This window comes from Thermobifida alba (assembly GCF_023208015.1).
Lineage (GTDB): Bacteria > Actinomycetota > Actinomycetes > Streptosporangiales > Streptosporangiaceae > Thermobifida > Thermobifida alba.
The window spans coordinates 3,256,279-3,273,680 of sequence record NZ_CP051627.1 but is presented as its reverse complement, the minus strand read 5'-3'; the positions used below and the strand labels follow the sequence as shown (position 1 = coordinate 3,273,680).

15 protein-coding genes, 1 tRNA gene and 1 pseudogene are annotated in these 17,402 nt (G+C 68.6%); 6 read left to right on the top strand and 11 right to left on the bottom strand.

Features of this window, described 5'->3' with window-relative positions:
• The first annotated feature begins 13 nt into the window (after nt 1–13).
• The 4 genes from FOF52_RS14500 to FOF52_RS14485 all read left to right on the top strand — a co-directional run bounded on the left by FOF52_RS14500 (nt 14) and on the right by FOF52_RS14485 (nt 4,227).
• On the top strand, nt 14–919 hold the full coding sequence (locus FOF52_RS14500) for a PSP1 domain-containing protein (RefSeq protein WP_248590489.1): 906 nt from the start codon (nt 14–16) through the stop codon (nt 917–919).
• Complete coding sequence (locus FOF52_RS14495) at nt 855–2,390, top strand: alpha/beta hydrolase (RefSeq protein ID WP_248590488.1); 1,536 nt, start codon at nt 855–857, stop codon at nt 2,388–2,390. The genes FOF52_RS14500 and FOF52_RS14495 overlap by 65 nt, the downstream gene beginning before the upstream one ends.
• 164 nt (nt 2,391–2,554) lie before the next feature.
• A complete protein-coding gene (locus FOF52_RS14490; RefSeq protein WP_248590487.1) occupies nt 2,555–4,084 on the top strand; it encodes an aminotransferase class V-fold PLP-dependent enzyme in 1,530 nt (509 codons plus the stop codon).
• A 69-nt stretch (nt 4,085–4,153) separates the two neighbouring features.
• Nucleotides 4,154–4,227 (top strand) — tRNA-Thr (locus FOF52_RS14485).
• 66 nt (nt 4,228–4,293) lie between these two features.
• Here the strand turns inward: FOF52_RS14485 and FOF52_RS22045 are convergent.
• From FOF52_RS22045 to FOF52_RS14450, 8 genes and pseudogenes are all read right to left on the bottom strand, one after another.
• Nucleotides 4,294–5,286 carry a tyrosine-type recombinase/integrase gene (locus FOF52_RS22045; protein WP_341849837.1) on the bottom strand — a complete coding sequence of 331 codons (993 nt, stop codon included), beginning with the start codon at nt 5,284–5,286 and terminating at the stop codon, nt 4,294–4,296.
• 156 nt (nt 5,287–5,442) lie between these two features.
• Nucleotides 5,443–6,846 (bottom strand): annotated as a pseudogene (locus tag FOF52_RS22040) (replication initiator); the annotation flags it as partial.
• Nucleotides 6,847–8,307 (bottom strand): FtsK/SpoIIIE domain-containing protein, encoded by a 1,461-nt coding sequence (locus FOF52_RS14475; RefSeq protein WP_248593873.1) that lies wholly within the window; start codon nt 8,305–8,307, stop codon nt 6,847–6,849.
• Entirely contained in the window at nt 8,307–8,561 is a 255-nt protein-coding gene (locus FOF52_RS14470; RefSeq protein WP_068758654.1) for a hypothetical protein, read from the bottom strand. Before FOF52_RS14470 ends, FOF52_RS14475 begins: the two co-directional genes overlap by 1 nt.
• A 115-nt stretch (nt 8,562–8,676) precedes the next feature.
• Nucleotides 8,677–9,078 carry a plasmid replication, integration and excision activator gene (locus FOF52_RS14465; RefSeq protein ID WP_248590485.1) on the bottom strand — a complete coding sequence of 134 codons (402 nt, stop codon included), beginning with the start codon at nt 9,076–9,078 and terminating at the stop codon, nt 8,677–8,679.
• A 121-nt stretch (nt 9,079–9,199) separates the two neighbouring features.
• On the bottom strand, nt 9,200–9,937 hold the full coding sequence (locus tag FOF52_RS14460) for a GntR family transcriptional regulator (RefSeq protein ID WP_248590484.1): 738 nt from the start codon (nt 9,935–9,937) through the stop codon (nt 9,200–9,202).
• A gap of 55 nt (nt 9,938–9,992) precedes the next feature.
• A complete protein-coding gene (locus tag FOF52_RS14455; RefSeq protein WP_248590483.1) occupies nt 9,993–10,232 on the bottom strand; it encodes a hypothetical protein in 240 nt (79 codons plus the stop codon).
• Entirely contained in the window at nt 10,229–10,495 is a 267-nt protein-coding gene (locus FOF52_RS14450) for a hypothetical protein (RefSeq protein WP_248590482.1), read from the bottom strand. Before FOF52_RS14450 ends, FOF52_RS14455 begins: the two co-directional genes overlap by 4 nt.
• Before the next feature lie 376 nt (nt 10,496–10,871).
• On the opposite strand from FOF52_RS14450, the gene FOF52_RS14445 reads away from it, so the two are divergent.
• Both FOF52_RS14445 and FOF52_RS14440 read left to right on the top strand, forming a co-directional pair.
• Nucleotides 10,872–12,188 (top strand): helix-turn-helix domain-containing protein, encoded by a 1,317-nt coding sequence (locus FOF52_RS14445; protein ID WP_248590481.1) that lies wholly within the window; start codon nt 10,872–10,874, stop codon nt 12,186–12,188.
• Nucleotides 12,185–12,730 carry a flavoprotein gene (locus FOF52_RS14440; protein WP_248590480.1) on the top strand — a complete coding sequence of 182 codons (546 nt, stop codon included), beginning with the start codon at nt 12,185–12,187 and terminating at the stop codon, nt 12,728–12,730. The genes FOF52_RS14445 and FOF52_RS14440 overlap by 4 nt, the downstream gene beginning before the upstream one ends.
• A gap of 817 nt (nt 12,731–13,547) precedes the next feature.
• On the opposite strand, the gene FOF52_RS14435 is transcribed toward FOF52_RS14440, so the two are convergent.
• Genes FOF52_RS14435 through FOF52_RS14425 form a run of 3 tightly spaced genes read right to left on the bottom strand, consistent with a single transcriptional unit; the run spans nt 13,548 to nt 17,358 of the window.
• A complete protein-coding gene (locus FOF52_RS14435) occupies nt 13,548–14,810 on the bottom strand; it encodes an outer membrane protein assembly factor BamB family protein (protein WP_248590479.1) in 1,263 nt (420 codons plus the stop codon).
• Nucleotides 14,810–16,612, bottom strand: coding sequence for a TPR repeat domain-containing protein (locus FOF52_RS14430; protein WP_248590478.1), 1,803 nt, complete (start codon nt 16,610–16,612; stop codon nt 14,810–14,812). The genes FOF52_RS14435 and FOF52_RS14430 overlap by 1 nt, the downstream gene beginning before the upstream one ends.
• Nucleotides 16,600–17,358: a hypothetical protein gene (locus FOF52_RS14425; protein ID WP_248590477.1), complete on the bottom strand. Its 759-nt coding sequence runs from the start codon at nt 17,356–17,358 to the stop codon at nt 16,600–16,602. Before FOF52_RS14425 ends, FOF52_RS14430 begins: the two co-directional genes overlap by 13 nt.
• Between the last annotated feature and the right edge of the window lie 44 nt (nt 17,359–17,402).

Sequence of the window (17,402 nt, the reverse complement as noted above, 5' to 3'; positions counted from 1 at the left end):
TAGTCTGGCCCCTATGCCCATGATGATGGCGGTGACCTTCGAACGGTACGGACGGCTCCACTACCTCGACCCCGGGCGGACCACCCCCCGCGTGGGCGACAAGGTGCTCGTCCCCACCGACGGGGGCCCCGAGGTGGCCGAGTGCGTGTGGGCGCCGCAGTGGGTCAGCGAGGACGTCGAGGGACTCCCGGTGTGCCTGGGCATCGCCACCGAGGAGGACCTGGCCCGCGCCGAGCAGGCCCGACGCCGCCGCGCCGAGGCGCGCCGTACCGTCCGGCGGCTGGTCCGCGCGCACGGACTGGACATGAAGGTCGTCGGCGTCGACCACGCCGCGGGCAGCGACGTCTTCACCGTCTACTACACCTCGCCCTCGCGGGTGGACTTCCGCGCACTGCTGCGGGAGTTGAGCCGTACCCTGGGAGCGCGGGTACAGCTCACCAGGCTCTCCGCACGCGACGAGGCCCGCCTCCGCGGCGGCATCGGCTCGTGCGGACGCGACCTGTGCTGCGCCACCTTCCTCACCGGCTTCGAACCGGTGACCATGCGCATGGCCAGGGCGCAGAACCTGCCCCCCAACCCCATGCGGATCTCGGGGGCCTGCGGCAAGCTGATGTGCTGCCTGAGATACGAGCACGAGCTGTACCAGGAGTTCAGGGCGGACCTGCCCCGGGGAAGCCGGGTGCGCGTCCCCGACGGCGACGGGGTCGTCATCGGACACGACGTTCCGGCGGAGAGGGTCGTGGTCCGCCTCGACGCCACCGGGCGGCGCTGCTCGTGCGACCGCGCGGACGTCTGCGGTCCCAGACAGGCATACGAGAGCGCCCACCGGGGCGGGACGGAAAGAGCGGGAGCGAGTGGGAACGAAGGGCTGGAGCGGCGCGGTGCTGGCGGTGGCGCTGCTGGCGACGGGATGCGCTGAGACGGACCGCACCGAGGCGTCCGAGGCGCAGGACCCGCTGGCCGTCTTCTACGGGCAGGACATCGACTGGCAGGAGTGCGACGGCCGCTTCCAGTGCGGGACCTTCGAGGTCCCCATGGACTACGACGACCCGTCCGGACGGCGTCTGGAGATCGCGGTGAAGCGGCTGCCGGCCTCCGGGAACGACCGGATCGGCTCGCTGGTGGTCAACCCCGGCGGACCGGGCGGTTCCGGGCTGGACTACGTCAGCGCCGCCCCCGCCGCCTTCAGCCGGCAGGTACGCGAACGGTTCGACATCGTCGGCTTCGACCCGCGCGGCGTGGGACAGAGCTCCCCGGTGTACTGCATGGACAGCGCGGAGCTGGACGAGTTCCTCGGCTTCCAGCTGCAGAGCGCGGACGGCACCGGCGACCCCACCGCGGTCACCGACGCCAGCGTCGAGGAGTTCGTCCGGCTCAACCGCGACTTCGTCGAGGCGTGCCAGGAGCGCTCCGGCGAACTGATCCACCACGTGGGCACCGCCAACGTCGCCCGGGACCTGGACGTGCTGCGGGAGGTGCTCGGCGACGACGGACTCACCTACCTCGGCAAGTCCTACGGCACCTCCATCGGCGCCCACTACGCCGAGCTGTTCGGTGCCAACGTGCGGGCCCTGGTGCTGGACGGCGCGGTCACCCCGCACGGCGACCAGCTGGAGCTCAGCGTCGAACAGGCGGGCGGGTTCACCACGGCGCTGCACGCCTTCGTCGAGGACTGCCTGAGCCGACCCGACTGCCCCCTGGCGGACGGCGACGACGCCACCGTGGCGGACGGCGTCGCGCGGATCGCCGAACTGCTGGAGCGGGCCGCGGCCGAGCCGCTGGACAACCGGGTGGACGACCGCGAGGTCAACCGGACCCGCGTGGAACTGGGGGTGCTCGCCGCGCTGTACAGCGAGTCGTTCTGGCCCCAGGTGCGCGCCGGGCTCACCGAGGCGATCCACGACGGCGACGGCACCGTGCTGCTCCAGCTCGGCGACATGCTGTACAGCCGCGACAGTGGCGGGGTCTACGAGAACTCCCTGGCCGCGCTGATCGCGGTGAACTGCGCGGACCGCCCCGGTCCACGTGACGTCGCCGCCTACGAGGAGGCCGCGCGTACCGTCGGCCGGACGGCGCCGCTGTTCGGCCCCTCCCTGGCATGGGGAGCGCTCACCTGCGCCTACTGGCCCGAGGAGGCGCAGGAGGACGCGCTGTCCGAGATCGACGGCGACAGCGCGCCGCCCGTCCTGGTCGTGGGGACCACCCGTGACTCCGCCACCCCGTACGAGTGGGCCGAGGAGATGGCCGCGGCCCTGGACTCGGGCGTGCTGCTCACCTGGGAGGGGGACGGCCACACCGCCTACGGCTCGGATCCCTGCGTGGACGAGGAGGTCGACGCCTACCTGCTGGAGGGCGAGGTGCCCGAGGACGGGACCGTCTGCGCCCTCTGAGACGTCGGGGCGGGCAGGGCTCCGGACGCTGCCCCCAAAAGGGACAACTCCGGCGACTGGCTCGAACTAGTTAAAATCTGCCCAAAATTCATCCGGGGACGGGGGCACGGCCGGCGATCGGGGGAATGTCCGCCCCAGAAGCGGTGCGACGCAGGGGGAGGGACATGAAGCCGACGAGGAATCCCGCGACTCCGGCAACCACCGGGACGTCTCCGGCGCGACCGCCCGCGATCCCGGAGCAGACCGCGTTTCTCGACGCCTACCCCGACTACGTCGACACCGCCGTACTCGACCGGCTGCGGGCCACCGAATACCGGTACCTCGACGCCAGGAACCACCTCTACCTGGACTACACGGGGGGCGGACTGCCCGCCGAAGCACAGATCAGGGCGCACGCCGAACGGGTGGAGGGGGACTGCTTCGGCAACCCCCACTCGGCCAATCCGACCTCGACCGCCTCGACCGAACTGGTGGAGCAGGCCAGGGCCGCGGTGCTGCGGTTCTTCAACGCCTCCCCCGACGAGTACACGGCCGTCTTCACGCCCAACGCCACGGGCGCCTGCCGCCTGGTGGGGGAGGCGTACCCGTTCGAGCCGGGGACGCGGTTCGTGCAACTGGCCGACAACCACAACTCGGTGAACGGGATCCGCGAGTTCGCGCGGACCCGGGGAGCGCAGATCGACACGGTCGACCTGGCTCCCCCGGAGCTGCGCGCGGACGGGGCCGAGGTGCGCGCCTCGCTGGCCCGTCCCGTGCCCGAGACACTGCAGCCGTCCCACCCCGACGGCTCCGAGGCGCGCGCCGGACTGTTCGCCTACCCCGCGCAGAGCAACTTCTCCGGCGTCCAGCACCCGCTGGAGTGGATCGACCTCGCCCACCGGTACGGCTTCGACGTGCTGCTGGACGCGGCCGCCTACGCACCCGCCAACCGGATCGACCTCGCCGAGATCCACCCCGACTTCATGCCGGTGAGCTGGTACAAGCTGTTCGGCTATCCCACCGGACTGGGCTGCCTGGTGGCGCGCCGGGAGGCGTTGGCGCGGCTGCGGCGCCCCTGGTTCTCGGGCGGCACGATCCAGGCCGTCAGCGTGCTGGGTGACTGGTACCATCCGGCCGACGGCCCGGCGGCCTTCGAGGACGGCACCGTGAACTACCTGTCGATCCCCGACGTGGAGGTGGGCCTGCGCTGGCTGTCGGCGATCGGGATGGACACCGTGCGCACCAGGGTGCGATGTCTCACCGGATGGCTGGTGGAGCGCCTGGCCGCGGCCCGGCACGCCACCGGGACGCCGCTGGTGCGCATCTACGGGCCCACCACCACCGAGGCGCGCGGCGGCACGATCGCCTTCAACTTCCTCGACCCGGCGGGGCGGGTCGTCGACGAGCGCGTCGTGGCACGTGACGCCGCGCGGGCCAACATCTCCCTGCGCACCGGCTGTTTCTGCAACCCGGGGGCGGGGGAGGCGGCCTTCCGGCTGCACCGCGCGGACCTGCGGAAGCCGGAGCTGCGCACCGCCGCCACCCTGGACGAGGTGCTGGCCGCCATCGGCATGCCCACGGCCGGGGCGATCCGGGTCTCCGTCGGCCTGGTCAGCACCCTGGGAGACGTGTCGCGCTTCCTGGACTTCGCCCTCTCCACCTACCTGGACCGCTTCCCCGACACCGACGGCCTCCCGCCCCGCCTGGCCTGCTGACCCGACCGATACCGGTTTCGGGCACGCTCGGGGACACGCTAGACTGACAGCGCCTCGCTCCGAGGCGATGCCGCCTTAGCTCAGTCGGCCAGAGCGACGCACTCGTAATGCGTAGGTCGTGGGTTCGATTCCCACAGGCGGCTCCCAGGTCGAAGGGCCTCTCCCAGCGATGGGGGAGGCCCTTTGCTAACGCCCTTGCTAACACGCGCTCAGCCGTCGCCGTCGGCGAGCGCCTGGGCGAAGACCTCGGCCGCCGCCGTCTCGGCATCACGCACCACGTGCGCGTAGACCCGCAACGTGATCGCCGGATCGGCGTGGCCCAGCCGAGCCGCCACCACGTGAACCGGAACGCCCGCCATGAGCAGTGTGGTCGCGTGCAGGTGCCGCAGGTCGTGCAGCCGAGCAGGCGGAAGAGGGACGGCCGGAGCCGGACGGTCGGTCGGAGCGTTGTGCATCCTGATGAAGGTGCGGAACAGCCCGGTCACCGTGTCCGGGTAGACCGGCTCACCCCACGCCGTGGTGAACACGTAGCCGTCGGGATCGCCGCGCCACTCCTCACCCGCAGTCTCGGCCTCCTCACACTGCCGAACACGGTGCGCGCGCAGCACCCCCGCCGTCCCGGCGTCGATGGTCACCACCCGGGACCGCCCGCTCTTGGTGGTGCCCTCCACCCGGACCCCGCCGACCACCGCAGTGGACCCGGTGATGGTGATGCGCCCGCCGTCGAGATCGACGTCAGGCCACCGCAGGTGCAGCAGCTCACCCCGACGCGCCCCGGTGTAGGCCGCCAGGTGGAAGAACGCGAACAGGCGATGCCCGCGCGCCACCTCCAGGAAGGCCCGCAGTTGCGCCTTGGTCCAGACGTCGCCCACCTCCCGGTAGACGTCCCGAGGCCGCTTGGCCCGCTCCACGGGGTTGCTGGGTAGGAGTTGGTCGACTTCCACGGCGTCGCGGAACGCCTTGCGCAGCACGGCATGCAGGTGGGTCACCGTGCTCACCGCCAGCGGACGGCCGCCCTTGCCACCGCGAGCCCGCAGGTCCCGGTAGAGCTTGGTGAACGTGGACGGCCGCAGCGCCTGGACCTTCACCGACCCGATACGAGGCAGCACGTACAACCGGATGCAGTTGCGGTAGTCGTCGAGCGTACGCGGCTTGACCTCCATCGCGTGCCCGTCCAACCAGTCGGCGAGGTAGTCCGCCACGGTCAGGTCAGAACGTTCGATGTATTCGCCGCGTCGGGCTTTGACTCGTGCTTCGTCGCGGGCGGCTTTGGCTTCGTCTTCGGTGGCGAAGCCGCCGACCCACTTGGGTTTGCTCACTCCGGTTTCCGGGGCGGGGACGCGGATGACGTAGGACCAGGTCTTGCCGGACCACTTGCGTGAGACCAGGACGCGCCGGCCCGCATAGCCCAGGTGCTCACGCCGGTGCGCCTTGGAGGTGCAAAACCCCGGGCGCAGTCCTGGTTTGGCGTCTTTGGGTTGGATGCCGTAGCGCAGCCAGTTCGCACACCTCGGCGAACACGGCTCATAGCGCAACGCCTCCAGGAGGCGTTCGACGTGCTGTTCCTGCGCCACCGTCTGGACGGTGTGGCATTCGGCGATGTCCTTGGTCAGGTACTTGGCCAGGTAGCGGATGCACCGGTCGGCGTCGGGGGATCCGGCAAGCACGCCTTTGGCGTCGACTTGGGGGCCGAAGCGGACCACGTGCAGGGGTTGGGCGTGGGGGTCGGCGTCCAGGGCGTCGAGGGCTTGGTCCCAGGTGGGCAGGACTTCGCCCGTCTGTGGGTCGAGGTAGGAGCTGGTTGCTTCGTCCCAGACGGGAAGGTGGTCGCCGTCGAAGACCACCCGATCAGTCGGAGGCCACCACACCTGGTGGTAGGTGGCCGCCGCGATCTGCCGCAGCTCCGCACGCGGGATCGTGCCGCGGATCGCCATGTGCAGATGCGGAGCAAGACGCCGCTGCGGCTCCACGGTGGCGAAGTACTGCACCTCGAAACCCGCGACGCGGCGGAGGTTCTGCACGAACCGGTCCACCAGCTTGGAAAAGTGCAGGGCATCGCGTGCGGCCCGCCGGTAGTCGTAGGAGGCCGGGTCCACCGGTGTGCCGTCGGAGCGCACCCGCCCGTAGGAGTCACAGGTCAGCGTGACGAACAGCGACGGCCGAAACACCCTGCCGATGTCGGGGTCGGTGAAGGCCCGGCCCACGGTGCGGCGCACCATCGGACGCTTGGGCAACTCCGGGGCATCCTGCCGCCGCCGAGTGGAGCGCACCCGCCGAGGCCGAGACGCCGACGCCGAGGAGGGAGCGGGAGCGACCCGGCCGCGTAGCCCCGAGGCGGCGGTCTCTTCGTCAAGGTCCGCGATCGCCGCATCCAGTTCGGCCAGGGCCTCGGGGTCAGCGCCACGAGCGGCCAGCCGGTCGCGTTCAGCCGTGACCACGGCCCGTTGTTCCACCCAGGCCCGCTGCACCTCGGAGGGATCATCGGGAACCACGGCCGGTTCCTCGGCCAGGTGCCAGCCCTCCTCACACTGGGTGCGCCGCAGGGACCGCTTGCGCCGCGCACAGGCCGGGCAGCGGGATTCCAGCGTGGACCCGCAGGGGACGTCGATGACCTCGCTGGCCCCGGTGGTGGTGTCGATGCGCCGTAGGGCCACCGGGCGGATGCACACCCCGTGGTCGGCGGCGATCTGTTCGGCCACCACCCGCGCCAGAGGTTGGGCCAAACGTTCGGCGCGGGTGGTCTTGCCGGTCGGTGTGGGCATCTACGCGGCCCCTTCCACCACGCGCAGGGTCGCCGTCACCATCGAAGCCGCCAAGGAGTCCTGTTCGACCTCGGCCGCCATAGCGTCAATGTCGCCATCGGACACATACGCCGCCCGCACCCGTACCGGCATGGGCGAGCCCTCCAACCGGACGAACGCCACCCCAGGAAGGGCCGGATCGATCAGGTGAGCATTGGCGCCGCGGTCGCGTGCCCCCTCGCCGAGCACCATGTCGACCTGACTCGCTTCGTCCAGGCGCAGGGCGATCTTGTCAGGGAACAAGTTGCGCAGGTTCATGACCTCCTTGCGCGGATCCTGCAACGCCGCCAGGACGCAAAACCCCACCGAACGCCCCTGGGATGTGAGCGTGGCGATCGCGTTCTCCGCGCGACGCCGCACGTCCCGGTCGGGGTGGTAGGCGGTCAGGAACGCCACCTCATCCAACACCACCACCACGAACGGATCCTCGGTCGTGGGAGTGTGGGAGCGTCGGTGTCCGGCGTAGCGTTCGGCCCGGTTCTGCATCTCGGCCACCGCGTCTTCCAGCAGGGCCACCGCCGCTTCCCCCGTGTCGGCATACCGGGCGAACAGGGAGCGGCCGTAGGACAGTTCCATCCGCTTGGGATCCACCGCCCACACCTGCGCGGTTCCGTCTTCCAGGGCCGGAAGCATGGCGCGGATCGCCGACCAGATCACCGAGCCCTTACCCGAGCCGGTCACCCCCACCACCAGCACATGCGTGCCGTGCAACCTGAGCCGCCACGGTGTGCCGTCCTCCTGAAGCCCCACGGGCAGTGCGCCGAGGTCAGGGACGGCCGGAACGTCGAGCGCGGTAATCGGTTCGGCGAGGGTGTCCCAGCGGGGAAACTCCAAAACCACATCCCGCGGCCCCAGCACGGTCACCCGGCAGGAGGGCGCGCCGAACCCGTGCGCCAACTCGGCAACCCGGTTCTCGAAGTCCGCGGGAGTCGTGCCCGCCACCAGGCGCACGCGCACCCGGTCGGCCCACTCCGAACACGTCACCCGCCGAATCCTGGGAAGGTACTGGCGCTCTTGGTAGGTCTCAGCCAACCCCGCCACCACGAGCACCGGCTGCCACTGACGGGCATACACCCACCACCACCGCCAAGCGGCCAGCAGCCGCAGCCCCACCCACCGGCGAAACGAGGAAGGCCAGCGCCGCCACCACACCAACAACCCCACATCCACCAGCGACCAAGCCACCGCCACGACCACCCAGCCGAACCAGTGCCAGACGAGGAACGAGACAACAGCCGCCACCGTGGCGATGGGGAAGCGGAACGGCAGCCCCACCACCAGGACCACCAGTCGGGCCAGCCAGCGGGCCACGATCAACGCCACCGGCGTGGGCAGCACCGGCGTGGCGAACCGGAACGCCTGCGCCGGAACCGGCGTGGTCACCGACACCTGCTGGGCGGCCGGGCGAGGAGACCACCACATCAGCACCCACCCCCCGCCGAGTCGGCCAGGCGGGAGCGGGCCGCGTCGAGCTGGGCCCGGGCGATCGCCGCCACCTCCACCGCCTCGGGGTCGAAGGAGTGCACGGCGATCCGGGACAGCAGGTCCGCCTTGCGCTCGAAGAACACCACGTCCTCGGCCGGAGTCGACGGGACGCGGTTCGTGGAGCGTTCGCGGACCAGGGCCAGGAACTCGGAGATCTCCCGGGGGGAGACGGGAGGCGGCTGGTCAGCCATAATCAGACACACCTCTTCTGTGGTTCATCGGTTGGCAAGCCGAACGGAAATACGGAGGGGTTGAAGGGGCGGCTCGGTGTTGCAGCACCAGGCCGCCCCGCTTGCTTGTCAGGAGCTAGGCGGCGTCCTTGGCCGCACCACGGCGCGCACCAGCGCCGGGAGCCTTCAGGCCGCGCGCCCGCAGCGAGTAGGCCACCCGAGGGCGACGGCCGTTGTCGTCCACGTAGGGCATGACCGACATGCCCTCGAACTCCACCGGCCGGAACGGCAGCCCCGCCACCTCATCGGGCAGGGTCGGGCAGACCTCGGCCGCCACCTTGACCTTCACCGACTTGGCCTTGCCCCGCGCGTTGGGGTCGGCGTCGATCACCTCCACCGCCCACAACGGCAACCCGGTCTCCCGGTCCACCTCCGGCCGCTTGGTCTCGAAGTTCGTCACCGCCTCCACCCCCAACGCGAACGCCCCATGCGGAAACACCGTCCCAAACGCCACCGGCAACGCACCCTGAATCGCCATCAGGCCAAATCCCATCTATCAGAAACGAGAAGAACCACAACCTGATAGGTCAGGTTGTGGTTCGAGGGTAGGGGTGCGGACCTGATAGGTCAAGTTCGGATCAATGGTATTTCTGACAGGACTAGTGGAGTGGGTAGACGTCCCGAAGTTCGTGCCGATCGCCGGGAAGAACAGCGTCGATCATCTGAAGGGCCGTGCCGTCGACGTCGTGCCCCGTCACCACGATGTTGAGCACCGGAGCGCCGACCGCGATCTCCAACACCTGGGCTTCCTCTGGCGTGGCCGCACGGGCGATGGTGCGCTCCACCGCGTAGTCCAAGCGGATCTTTTTGCGTTCGAAGAGGTGACGGCGGATGCTCGGTCCCAGAGGTTCAGGGGAGGCGAACCGCGTACCGGAAGCCAGTTCCAGCGGAAACCAGGCGGAGACCAGCTCGGTTGGCCCGTCATCATCGCTGATCACATACTGACGTAGGAACGCCTTGGCCGGAGCGGGGAGGCTTAGCAGACCGGCCACCCTAGGAGGAGCCACTACGATCCCGGCTTGCAGTAGTTCGGCTGCCTGCTCTTCCTCAGAGCCCTCCAACAGTTCCAGGCCGGGGCGAGCCGACTCCTCGGCGACCTTGGGTTTGGTTGCGCGCACGTAGGAGCCCGAACCGGTCTGGGTGTAGATCAGCCCCTCATCCCGCAGCACGTTGAGGGCGTTGATCACCGTGGGCCGCGAGACCGCAAATTCCTCGCTCAACTTCCCTTCTGAGGGAAGAGCGTCCCCCGGCCGGTAGACCCCCGAGGCGATGCGTTCGCGGATGATCCGCGCCACCCGCTCGTACTTGCGCTCGCCGCCACCCATCGTCGTTTCCATCCCAGCTCAACCAACATGAACTATCAAGTGACACTGACAGGAGAACCTGTCACAGTCAACCGCCGTAGACGCTCCACAGCAGGTCGAGGACCTCCGCTGAGGTGCTGCTCATCGCTGCCAGTTGAGCGCGCAGCAGCACCGCATCCCCTGCCGTCACGGGTATGCCGTGGTAGACCGCCACCCACCCGCCCCCGCGGAGTGGGCGCACGATCGCACCGGAGAACTCCCGCTGCAACTCTTGGGCGACCAGTCCGCGCAGCCGCGCTATCGCCGCCTCCAGGTCGCCGCCCGTCACCGGAGGACCAACCGTGCCTGGAAGTAGCGCACCAGTTGGTAGGCCGCCTCGTGGGAGTCCGCGCACAGCGCCCGCCGGTAGAAGCCGTCCCGCAGCACGTAGGCCCCGTGTTCAGTGGCCGAGACCCACACCGGCCCCACATAGTCGGGATGCTCCACCCGCAGCTCACCCAGCACCGGAACGAAACGAGCACCAAGCCCCAGCCAGTCCAGACGGACCCGCAGCGCGTTGAGATACCCCGCCTGCCGTGTCGAAGCCGTCACGCCGCCGTCTCCCCGAACGAGGCAACCGTGAGCCGGCCCGATCCGGCACAGTCCCAGCACTCCTGCCGCTGGGGTTCCACGCGCAGCTCGGCCATGGTCGTCCGGTCGAAGCCTCGGCGCAGCCGCGTCCACCGCCATCCACGGCCCCGACAGGCCGTGCACGTCATGCTCGTGTCAGCATCCATGCCCTCAGGCTTTCGCGACCGACATCGCAAACCCATTCCCACGAGCTATCCCAAGTAGGGATAATGGCGGCTCCACCACCGTGAGAGGGGCCGCGATGGCTGGACGAGCACCAGAGCCGATCGCCATTCCCGTTTGGGCGTGGAAACGTGAAGAAATACGCCGTATCTTGCAGGAACGCGATATCGCAGGTTTGCTGAGGTTCGCTCAGCGCTACGGCGGTGCCAGCCAGACCAGGCTTGCCGCAGCCACCGGCATCGCCCAAGGCCGCATCAGCGAAATCCTCAACGGCCGCAAGCGCGTCACCTCCTTCGAGGTGGTCGAACGCATCGCCGACGGCCTGGGCATGCCCGACCAAGCCCGCATGCTGTTCGGTCTGGCCCCCCTGAACCTGGCCATCCTCACTGGGGATAGCACAGCAGCCACGGCCTCCACGGCCCAACTCTCCCCGCCTAGCGTGGAGGAGGAGGAGAAGGAGGACCGAGTGAAACGACGCCAGTTCATCAGCCTTGCCGGAGCAGGCATCGTCGCCACCGCCGGATCACTGACCGGCGCAGATCGTATCGCCGCCGCCCTCACCCGCTACACCACCTCGACCACGGCTCACGGCCCCAGTCTCACCATCGAGGCACTGACCAAGGCCGTGCGCTCAGCCAAGATCGGCTACCAGGCATGCCACTACGGCGCGGTGGCCCAACAGCTTCCCACCCTGCTGGACCGGCTCGCCGCCGCCACGGCCACCTTCACCGGCGACGACCTCCAAACCGCCTACATCCTCCAGGCCGAGGCGTACCACGTGGCGTCCAGCGTGCTGCTCAAGTCTGAGGAACGCGGACTGGCCTGGCTTGCCGCCGACCGCAGTATGCAGGCCGCCGAGCGCAGCGAGAACCCCACCACCATCGGGGCCAGCGCCCGCATTGTCACTCACACTCTGATGAAGGACCGCCACTACGGCCCGGCCACCGAACTCGCTACCAGTATGGCCGAACGCATCGACCACGACACCGCCGAACCGTCTCCGGACTCCCTGTCGGTCTACGGCGCACTGTTGTTGCGAGGAGCAGCAGCTGCCGCGAAGAACGAGGACCGCGCCCAGGCCCTCACTCTGCTGGACGAGGCCGAGGAGGCGGGTCGCCGACTCGGCGGAGACCACAACTACCAGTGGACCGCCTTCGGCCCCACCAATGTTCTCCTCCACCGGGTCACCATCGCCGTCGCCCTGGGTGACGCGGGCAGCGCCATCGACTATGCCCGCCAGGTCCGGTTGGACAACATCGACGTCACCGAACGCAAAGCCACCTTGTTCATCGACGCCGCCCGAGCCTACGCCCAGTGGAACAAACTGGACCGCGCCTACGAAGCGCTGATGACCGCCGAGCGGTTTGCCCCCGAGGAGCTGAGGACCCGCCCAGCCGTCCACCAACTCATCACCGACATCCATGCCCGCTCCACCGGCCACCTGCGCGCCAACATGACCGAACTCGCAGAGCGTGCCGGAATCGCCGCATGACCCAGCAGACCAAAACCCTCTACATCGTGGTGTGCGCCGCCGGCCCCGCCCCCGACGTCGGAATTCTCGTCGGCATGGCCCAGGAGGAAGGCTGGACCGTCCAGGTCATCGCCACCCCGGCCGCAGTCAGTTTCATCGACGTCGAGGCTCTGGAAAAGCAGACCGGCCGCCCAGTGCGCCACACCCACCGCAAACCCGGCCAACCCCGCTCCCCGAAGGCCGACGCCATCATCATCGCCCCGGCCACCTTCAACACCATCAACAAACTGGCCAACGGGATCGCCGACAACTATGCCCTTGATGTCGTGAACGAGGCAATTGGTCTTGGGCTCCCGGTCGCCATCCTGCCCTTCGTCAACTCTGCCTATGTCGCACGTAAGCCCTTCCAGAGGAGTGTAGAACTCCTTCGTCAGGAAGGTGTTCTGGTTCTCATTGGAACTGGGTTGTTTGAACCTCATAAAGCAAAGGGTGGAGAGGTGAAAATGGGGGAATTTCCCTGGAAGGAAGCATTGGCTCAGATCGATAGCACATCCTTTATGTGATTTTCTGTTCGATGTGGGTTTGGAACTTTGGTTGACTGATTTTTGGTGAATGTGGCATGCGGACGAGATTTTAATCTCGGGATTGCGCTTCTTTGTGGTGAGCTTTTTGGTGACTGGTATTGAAAGTGGAAACTTCAAACCCCTGAAAATCAGTGAAGATTTCGATCGGCTCGACGGGGAATAGATTGCCGAATCTGGCTGTATGGGATCAAGGCGTCGGCGCTGCGCGCCGTCGCGGCGTCTGGGGGTGGCCCCGGCTGCGGGCTGCCGCCCGGTCCGGGGCCACCCCCAGACGGCTCCTGGTTCCGCTTGCCGCAGGCGACCGCCCACCGGCCGTAGTCACCGAGCCGTGGTTCCTGGCGTCCTCGGTTCCCGTGGCACTCGATCGCGCGACTCTGCCCGTCTGTGGCTGAGCACTCCGGCGCGATCGAGCACCACGACCGAGGACCGTGGTCGCCCGCCGCTGTGGTTGCCGAAATCCCGGGTGGCGCAGGGCTGACCCGATCCCGCAGCGTCGCCGCCCCCGTGCTAACACGGCTGCTAACAACGGCTCCGAACAGGGCTGGACAGCTCCGAAATCATCGCCCTCCCTGAAAGGCGTCCACCCAGGTCAGACACCGTCTCCGGACATCCCTGGACTTTTCTCGCCAGACTCGTAATGCGTAGGTCGTGGGTTCGATTCCCACAGGCGGCTCCCAGGTCGAAGGGCCTCTCCCAGTCTCGGGAGAGGCCCTTCGCGCGTTCGGTGATCTTGTCCCCAGGGCCATTTCGGCGGCTTTCGGTGACCCTGGGGACAAGATCACGGTGGGCTGCTGCCTCAGGCGAGTCCGAAGAGGACCTCTTTCGCTTCGGGGCCGTCCTCGGAGTAGTGGAGCAGCACGGCGCCGGGGATGGCGGTGGCGGAGACGGCGGCTTCGGGATCGCTCAGCCGTTCGTCGGCCACGTCGATCACCACGGGTTCGCCGTCGTTCTCCCACTCCCAGGATTGGAACCACACCCGCACCCCCGGTTCCAGGGTGCTGTATCCGTGGCTGACCACGCCGTCGTCGACGAGCACCGGGTACACCGACCGGTTGACCCCCCGGGGGACGGACAGCGCGGCCAGGAGCTCCCCGGAGGAGTCCTCCCTGCGGTACTGGTTGTGCTCTGCGGAGTGGAGTGCGACCGACCCGTCCTCCAGAACCCCGATCACCTGCTCCTCCCACTCGCCGAGGAGTTCACCGTCGACCACGTCGAACACCCGGGTGAGGCCGTTCAGGGTCCGCATGGCCAGATGCCGGTCGGTGAGGGGGTCGTAACGGCGGTGGAGCACCCCCAGACCGGGGACGGAGGGGCCGAGGACCTCCTCGAAGCGCCACAGCTCCTCTCCCGTGAACAGGTCGCGGCCGAGCAGACCGGCGCCGTCCTCGTCGTCACCCCCGGTGCAGGAGAACCCCTCCAGGACCACTTCGCCGAGGACGACACTCGCGACGGTGTCGGTGTTGGGACCGTCCACCGCGGTGCACTCGGGGGGATCCTCCCGCACCCACAGGGCTTCGTCGGTCTCCAACGAGCGCCCCTCCAGCGCGGGAGCGTCGAAGGGGTCACGGAGGATCAGCACACCGTCGGACACGTTCCGCCCGAACGCCCCGTTGATCCCGCGCTCGTCGTCGGTCTCCTCGATCGCGACCTGCTTCACCACCTCCCCCGTGGACGGGGCGAGTTCGACCAGCAGCGCGCCGTCCTCGGGGTCCTCGACCTCCATGGCCAGGTAGTCGCCCCGGCGTGAGGCGTAGGCCGCACGGGCGTCCTCCCCGACGCGGTACTGCCACACCTCCTCGCCGGTGTCGCCCGCCAGCGCGACAAAGCCGTCGTCCAGCACCACGACCACGCCGACGGGCACCGCGACCGTGGCGACGAGCCGGACCCCTTCCGGCGCTTCCCAGTCCCAGACGACCTGCTCGATCCGCTGCGGCAGGGAGAGCTCGCGGGGATCGTCGTTCGTGGTGTGCCGGTGTCCGGAGAAGACACCGCAGCCGGCCGCCGACAGCACCACCGCGCCCACCGCCGCCGCCAACCGGACCCGTCTCCTCGCCCGCATCACGAAGCCACCGTCTCCCACCTGCCCCAAGCGGTCTCCAGGGTGGTCAGGAAGTTGTCGACCGCGCTCTTGGTGGTCCCCTGACCGTCGACCCACGGCAGTTCGTCGATGTAGTCGTACATGTTGGCCCGTGCGGCGCTCCGGCTCTCCCCGTTGATCTCCCACTCCTCGGGGTCGAGGGGGATGTAGCGGTCCTCCCCCTCGCCGATGACGGCACCCGGGTGGAGTTCCTCCAGGGCGTCCATGACCGCGGGGTCGTTGGCCGCCAGGGCACTGATGCAGAGGTGCTGCATGTCCTCCACCGCCATCCAGTTGCCCGCGGCGTCGGCGGTCCTACCGGCGGAGGAGTTGTCCGAGATCGTGAGAGCTTCCTTGGCCAGGAACTTCGCCACTTCGATGGTGACCGCCGACACGTTCCGGTCCGCGGCGAATCCGGCGATGGTGTCCACAACCGCGCCGCGCACCTTGTTCGCGTGGTTGACGGCCGCGGTGTTGTCGGCCGCCCGGCGCTCGCTCTCCTGCTCCAGGGCCACGTCGACGAGCCCGAGCAGAGAGCCGTAGGAGTCGGCGCCGCTGTGGTCGCGCTCCCCGTCGCCCAGGGCGAAGTTCCCCATGCTCTCCGCCCCGTAGTAGACGACCTCGTTGTAGGTCTTCTGCGCGGCGTCGGGGTCGCCCATGATGAGCTCGGTGAAGTACCGTCGGCCGTCCGGGCTCAGGTACACGCGGTTCTGCTCGTCGTCCCAGCGTGTGTCGTACTTCTCTTTGCGCTGTTCCTCGTTGACCGCATCGAGTCCTTCCGTGCTGGCGAAGACGTCCATGTAGGAGATGAAGATGTCGGACCAGGAGTCGGCGAGTTCCGGGTTGAGGTGGCCGGCGGCGACGTCGCGCCACGTGACGTCGTCGTCTCCGGTGACCTCGTGGCCGCTGGAGAACACGGCGTTCCTGAACTCCTCGTCCTCCATGCGCTCCACCAGCGCGGCGAGGGCTTCGGCGGACCGCTGCTGCTCGGGCGGGAGTTCCGGCCGGATCTCCGAGTTCTCGTCCACCGGCACACGGTCCTCGGGAGCGGCGGCGTCCTCGGCGATCCAGTCGGTCAGGCTGCGGACCGATGCGCCGCCGTCGTCCCAGTCCGCGGTGAACAGCGATGCCAGCGCGTGGTCGAGCATGTCCTCGGCGGATTCGTACGTCAGCTGCGGCAGGAACTCCCCGTCTTCGCCCCTGAGGTTGGGGTGGACGAAGTCGCCGGTGAGAATGGCGTGGTTCGCGTCCCTGTTCCGGGTCGCGGTCTCCAGGAGGACCCCCACGTCCTCCTGGCTCAGCCAGGCGTCGAAGTTTCCCTCCGAACCGCCCGCGTAGAGCCCCATGGAGAGTATGAGGGTGCTGGAGAACCCCTCGCCGCCCCGCAGGTCGGAATGGGCGTGGCGGAGGAGGTCCGCCAGCGCGCCCGCATCCTCGGACCATTCGTCGATCCGGTAGAGCTCGATGGAGTCCGGAGGCTGGAGCGCCGGACCCTCGGCCGCCCTGCGCACGCTTTCCGGCAGATCGCCGTAGCCGCCGCCGAGGCTGTGGTCGGACAGGGCGAGGAGGCCGTCCCCGAGCACGCCGAGCGCGTGCTCGCGCTCCTCGTCGCCCAGGTGGTCCTCCATCGCGGCGGGGAAGCCGAGCACGCCGTCACCGTTCGGGTTCTCCTCTTCGAGCCGGTTGTAGAAGGCCCGCAGGAAGTCCATCTCCTCGGGGCGGTAGGCCGTCTCCCCCTGCTGGGCCTGCATCGCGTTGGAGTTGATCATGCTCAGCATGAGCATGAGCTCGTGGTAGCGGTTGTCGACGGGTTTTCCCCGGACCAGTAGGCTCCCAGCTCCTCGGCCCACTCCTCGGCGTTCTCCGCGGTCAGTTCCTGACCGTCGATCAGCATCGTGTACTGGTTGGGGTCGAGGTTGTAGAAGGCCCAGGAGTTGATCCCCGCGTCGATGAGCGTCTGGACGTTCTCCTTGGTCGGCCCCTGCCGCAGCCGTTCGGCGACGTCCTCGGCGTTGTTCTCGAAGGCCCGGTAGTTGGCGCGTTCGCGCTCCTCCAGATCCGCCAGCTTCGCCACGACTTCGTCGTAGACGGAACGGCACTTGTTCTCGTCCCCGAACCAGCCGAGGCCCTCCCGTGCGGGGTAGGTGGCGGTGATGGTCTGGCCCTGGTACTTGTCGGGGATCTCGGACCGTTTCGTTCTCAGGAACTCCCACCATTCGGACAGTTGGGATGAGCGTTCTTTTTTGAAGTCCTCCACGTGCTGCGCCCACAGTTCGATCATGGAGGACGCGTAGACGATCGCCGTTCCGGCGTCCCGCCACAGTTGGAGTTCCTCGGCGGACTGGTCCCGGATATTCCAGGCCATGAGATCGGTGAACTGGGTCGCCGTGTTGTTGAACTCGGCGTCGAGGTCGTCCGCTCTGCCCAGGAGTCGGGCCTGGAGGATGTTCAGGTCCTCCGACCGGGCTCTGATCGTCTCGGGATTCGCGGTTGTGGTGCGGGGCAGGAAAGTGATGTCGAAGTAGGCCATCGCGCTCTGCTGTCGGAAGTGCTCGGGAGGAGAAAGGGGGCGGG

What these genes read in the sequence shown, in the direction of transcription:
- FOF52_RS14470 (WP_068758654.1), bottom strand. Translation starts at nt 8,561, where the DNA reads ATGGCTGACCAGCCGCCTCCCGTCTCCCCCCGGGAGATCTCCGAGTTC.
- FOF52_RS14460 (WP_248590484.1), bottom strand. Translation starts at nt 9,937, where the DNA reads ATGGAAACGACGATGGGTGGCGGCGAGCGCAAGTACGAGCGGGTGGCG.
- FOF52_RS14425 (WP_248590477.1), bottom strand. Translation starts at nt 17,358, where the DNA reads ATGGCCTACTTCGACATCACTTTCCTGCCCCGCACCACAACCGCGAAT.
- FOF52_RS14435 (WP_248590479.1), bottom strand. Translation starts at nt 14,810, where the DNA reads ATGCGGGCGAGGAGACGGGTCCGGTTGGCGGCGGCGGTGGGCGCGGTG.
- FOF52_RS14490 (WP_248590487.1), top strand. Translation starts at nt 2,555, where the DNA reads ATGAAGCCGACGAGGAATCCCGCGACTCCGGCAACCACCGGGACGTCT.
- FOF52_RS14465 (WP_248590485.1), bottom strand. Translation starts at nt 9,078, where the DNA reads ATGGCGATTCAGGGTGCGTTGCCGGTGGCGTTTGGGACGGTGTTTCCG.
- FOF52_RS14475 (WP_248593873.1), bottom strand. Translation starts at nt 8,307, where the DNA reads ATGTGGTGGTCTCCTCGCCCGGCCGCCCAGCAGGTGTCGGTGACCACG.
- FOF52_RS14440 (WP_248590480.1), top strand. Translation starts at nt 12,185, where the DNA reads ATGACCCAGCAGACCAAAACCCTCTACATCGTGGTGTGCGCCGCCGGC.
- FOF52_RS14500 (WP_248590489.1), top strand. Translation starts at nt 14, where the DNA reads ATGCCCATGATGATGGCGGTGACCTTCGAACGGTACGGACGGCTCCAC.
- FOF52_RS14430 (WP_248590478.1), bottom strand. Translation starts at nt 16,612, where the DNA reads ATGCTCATGCTGAGCATGATCAACTCCAACGCGATGCAGGCCCAGCAG.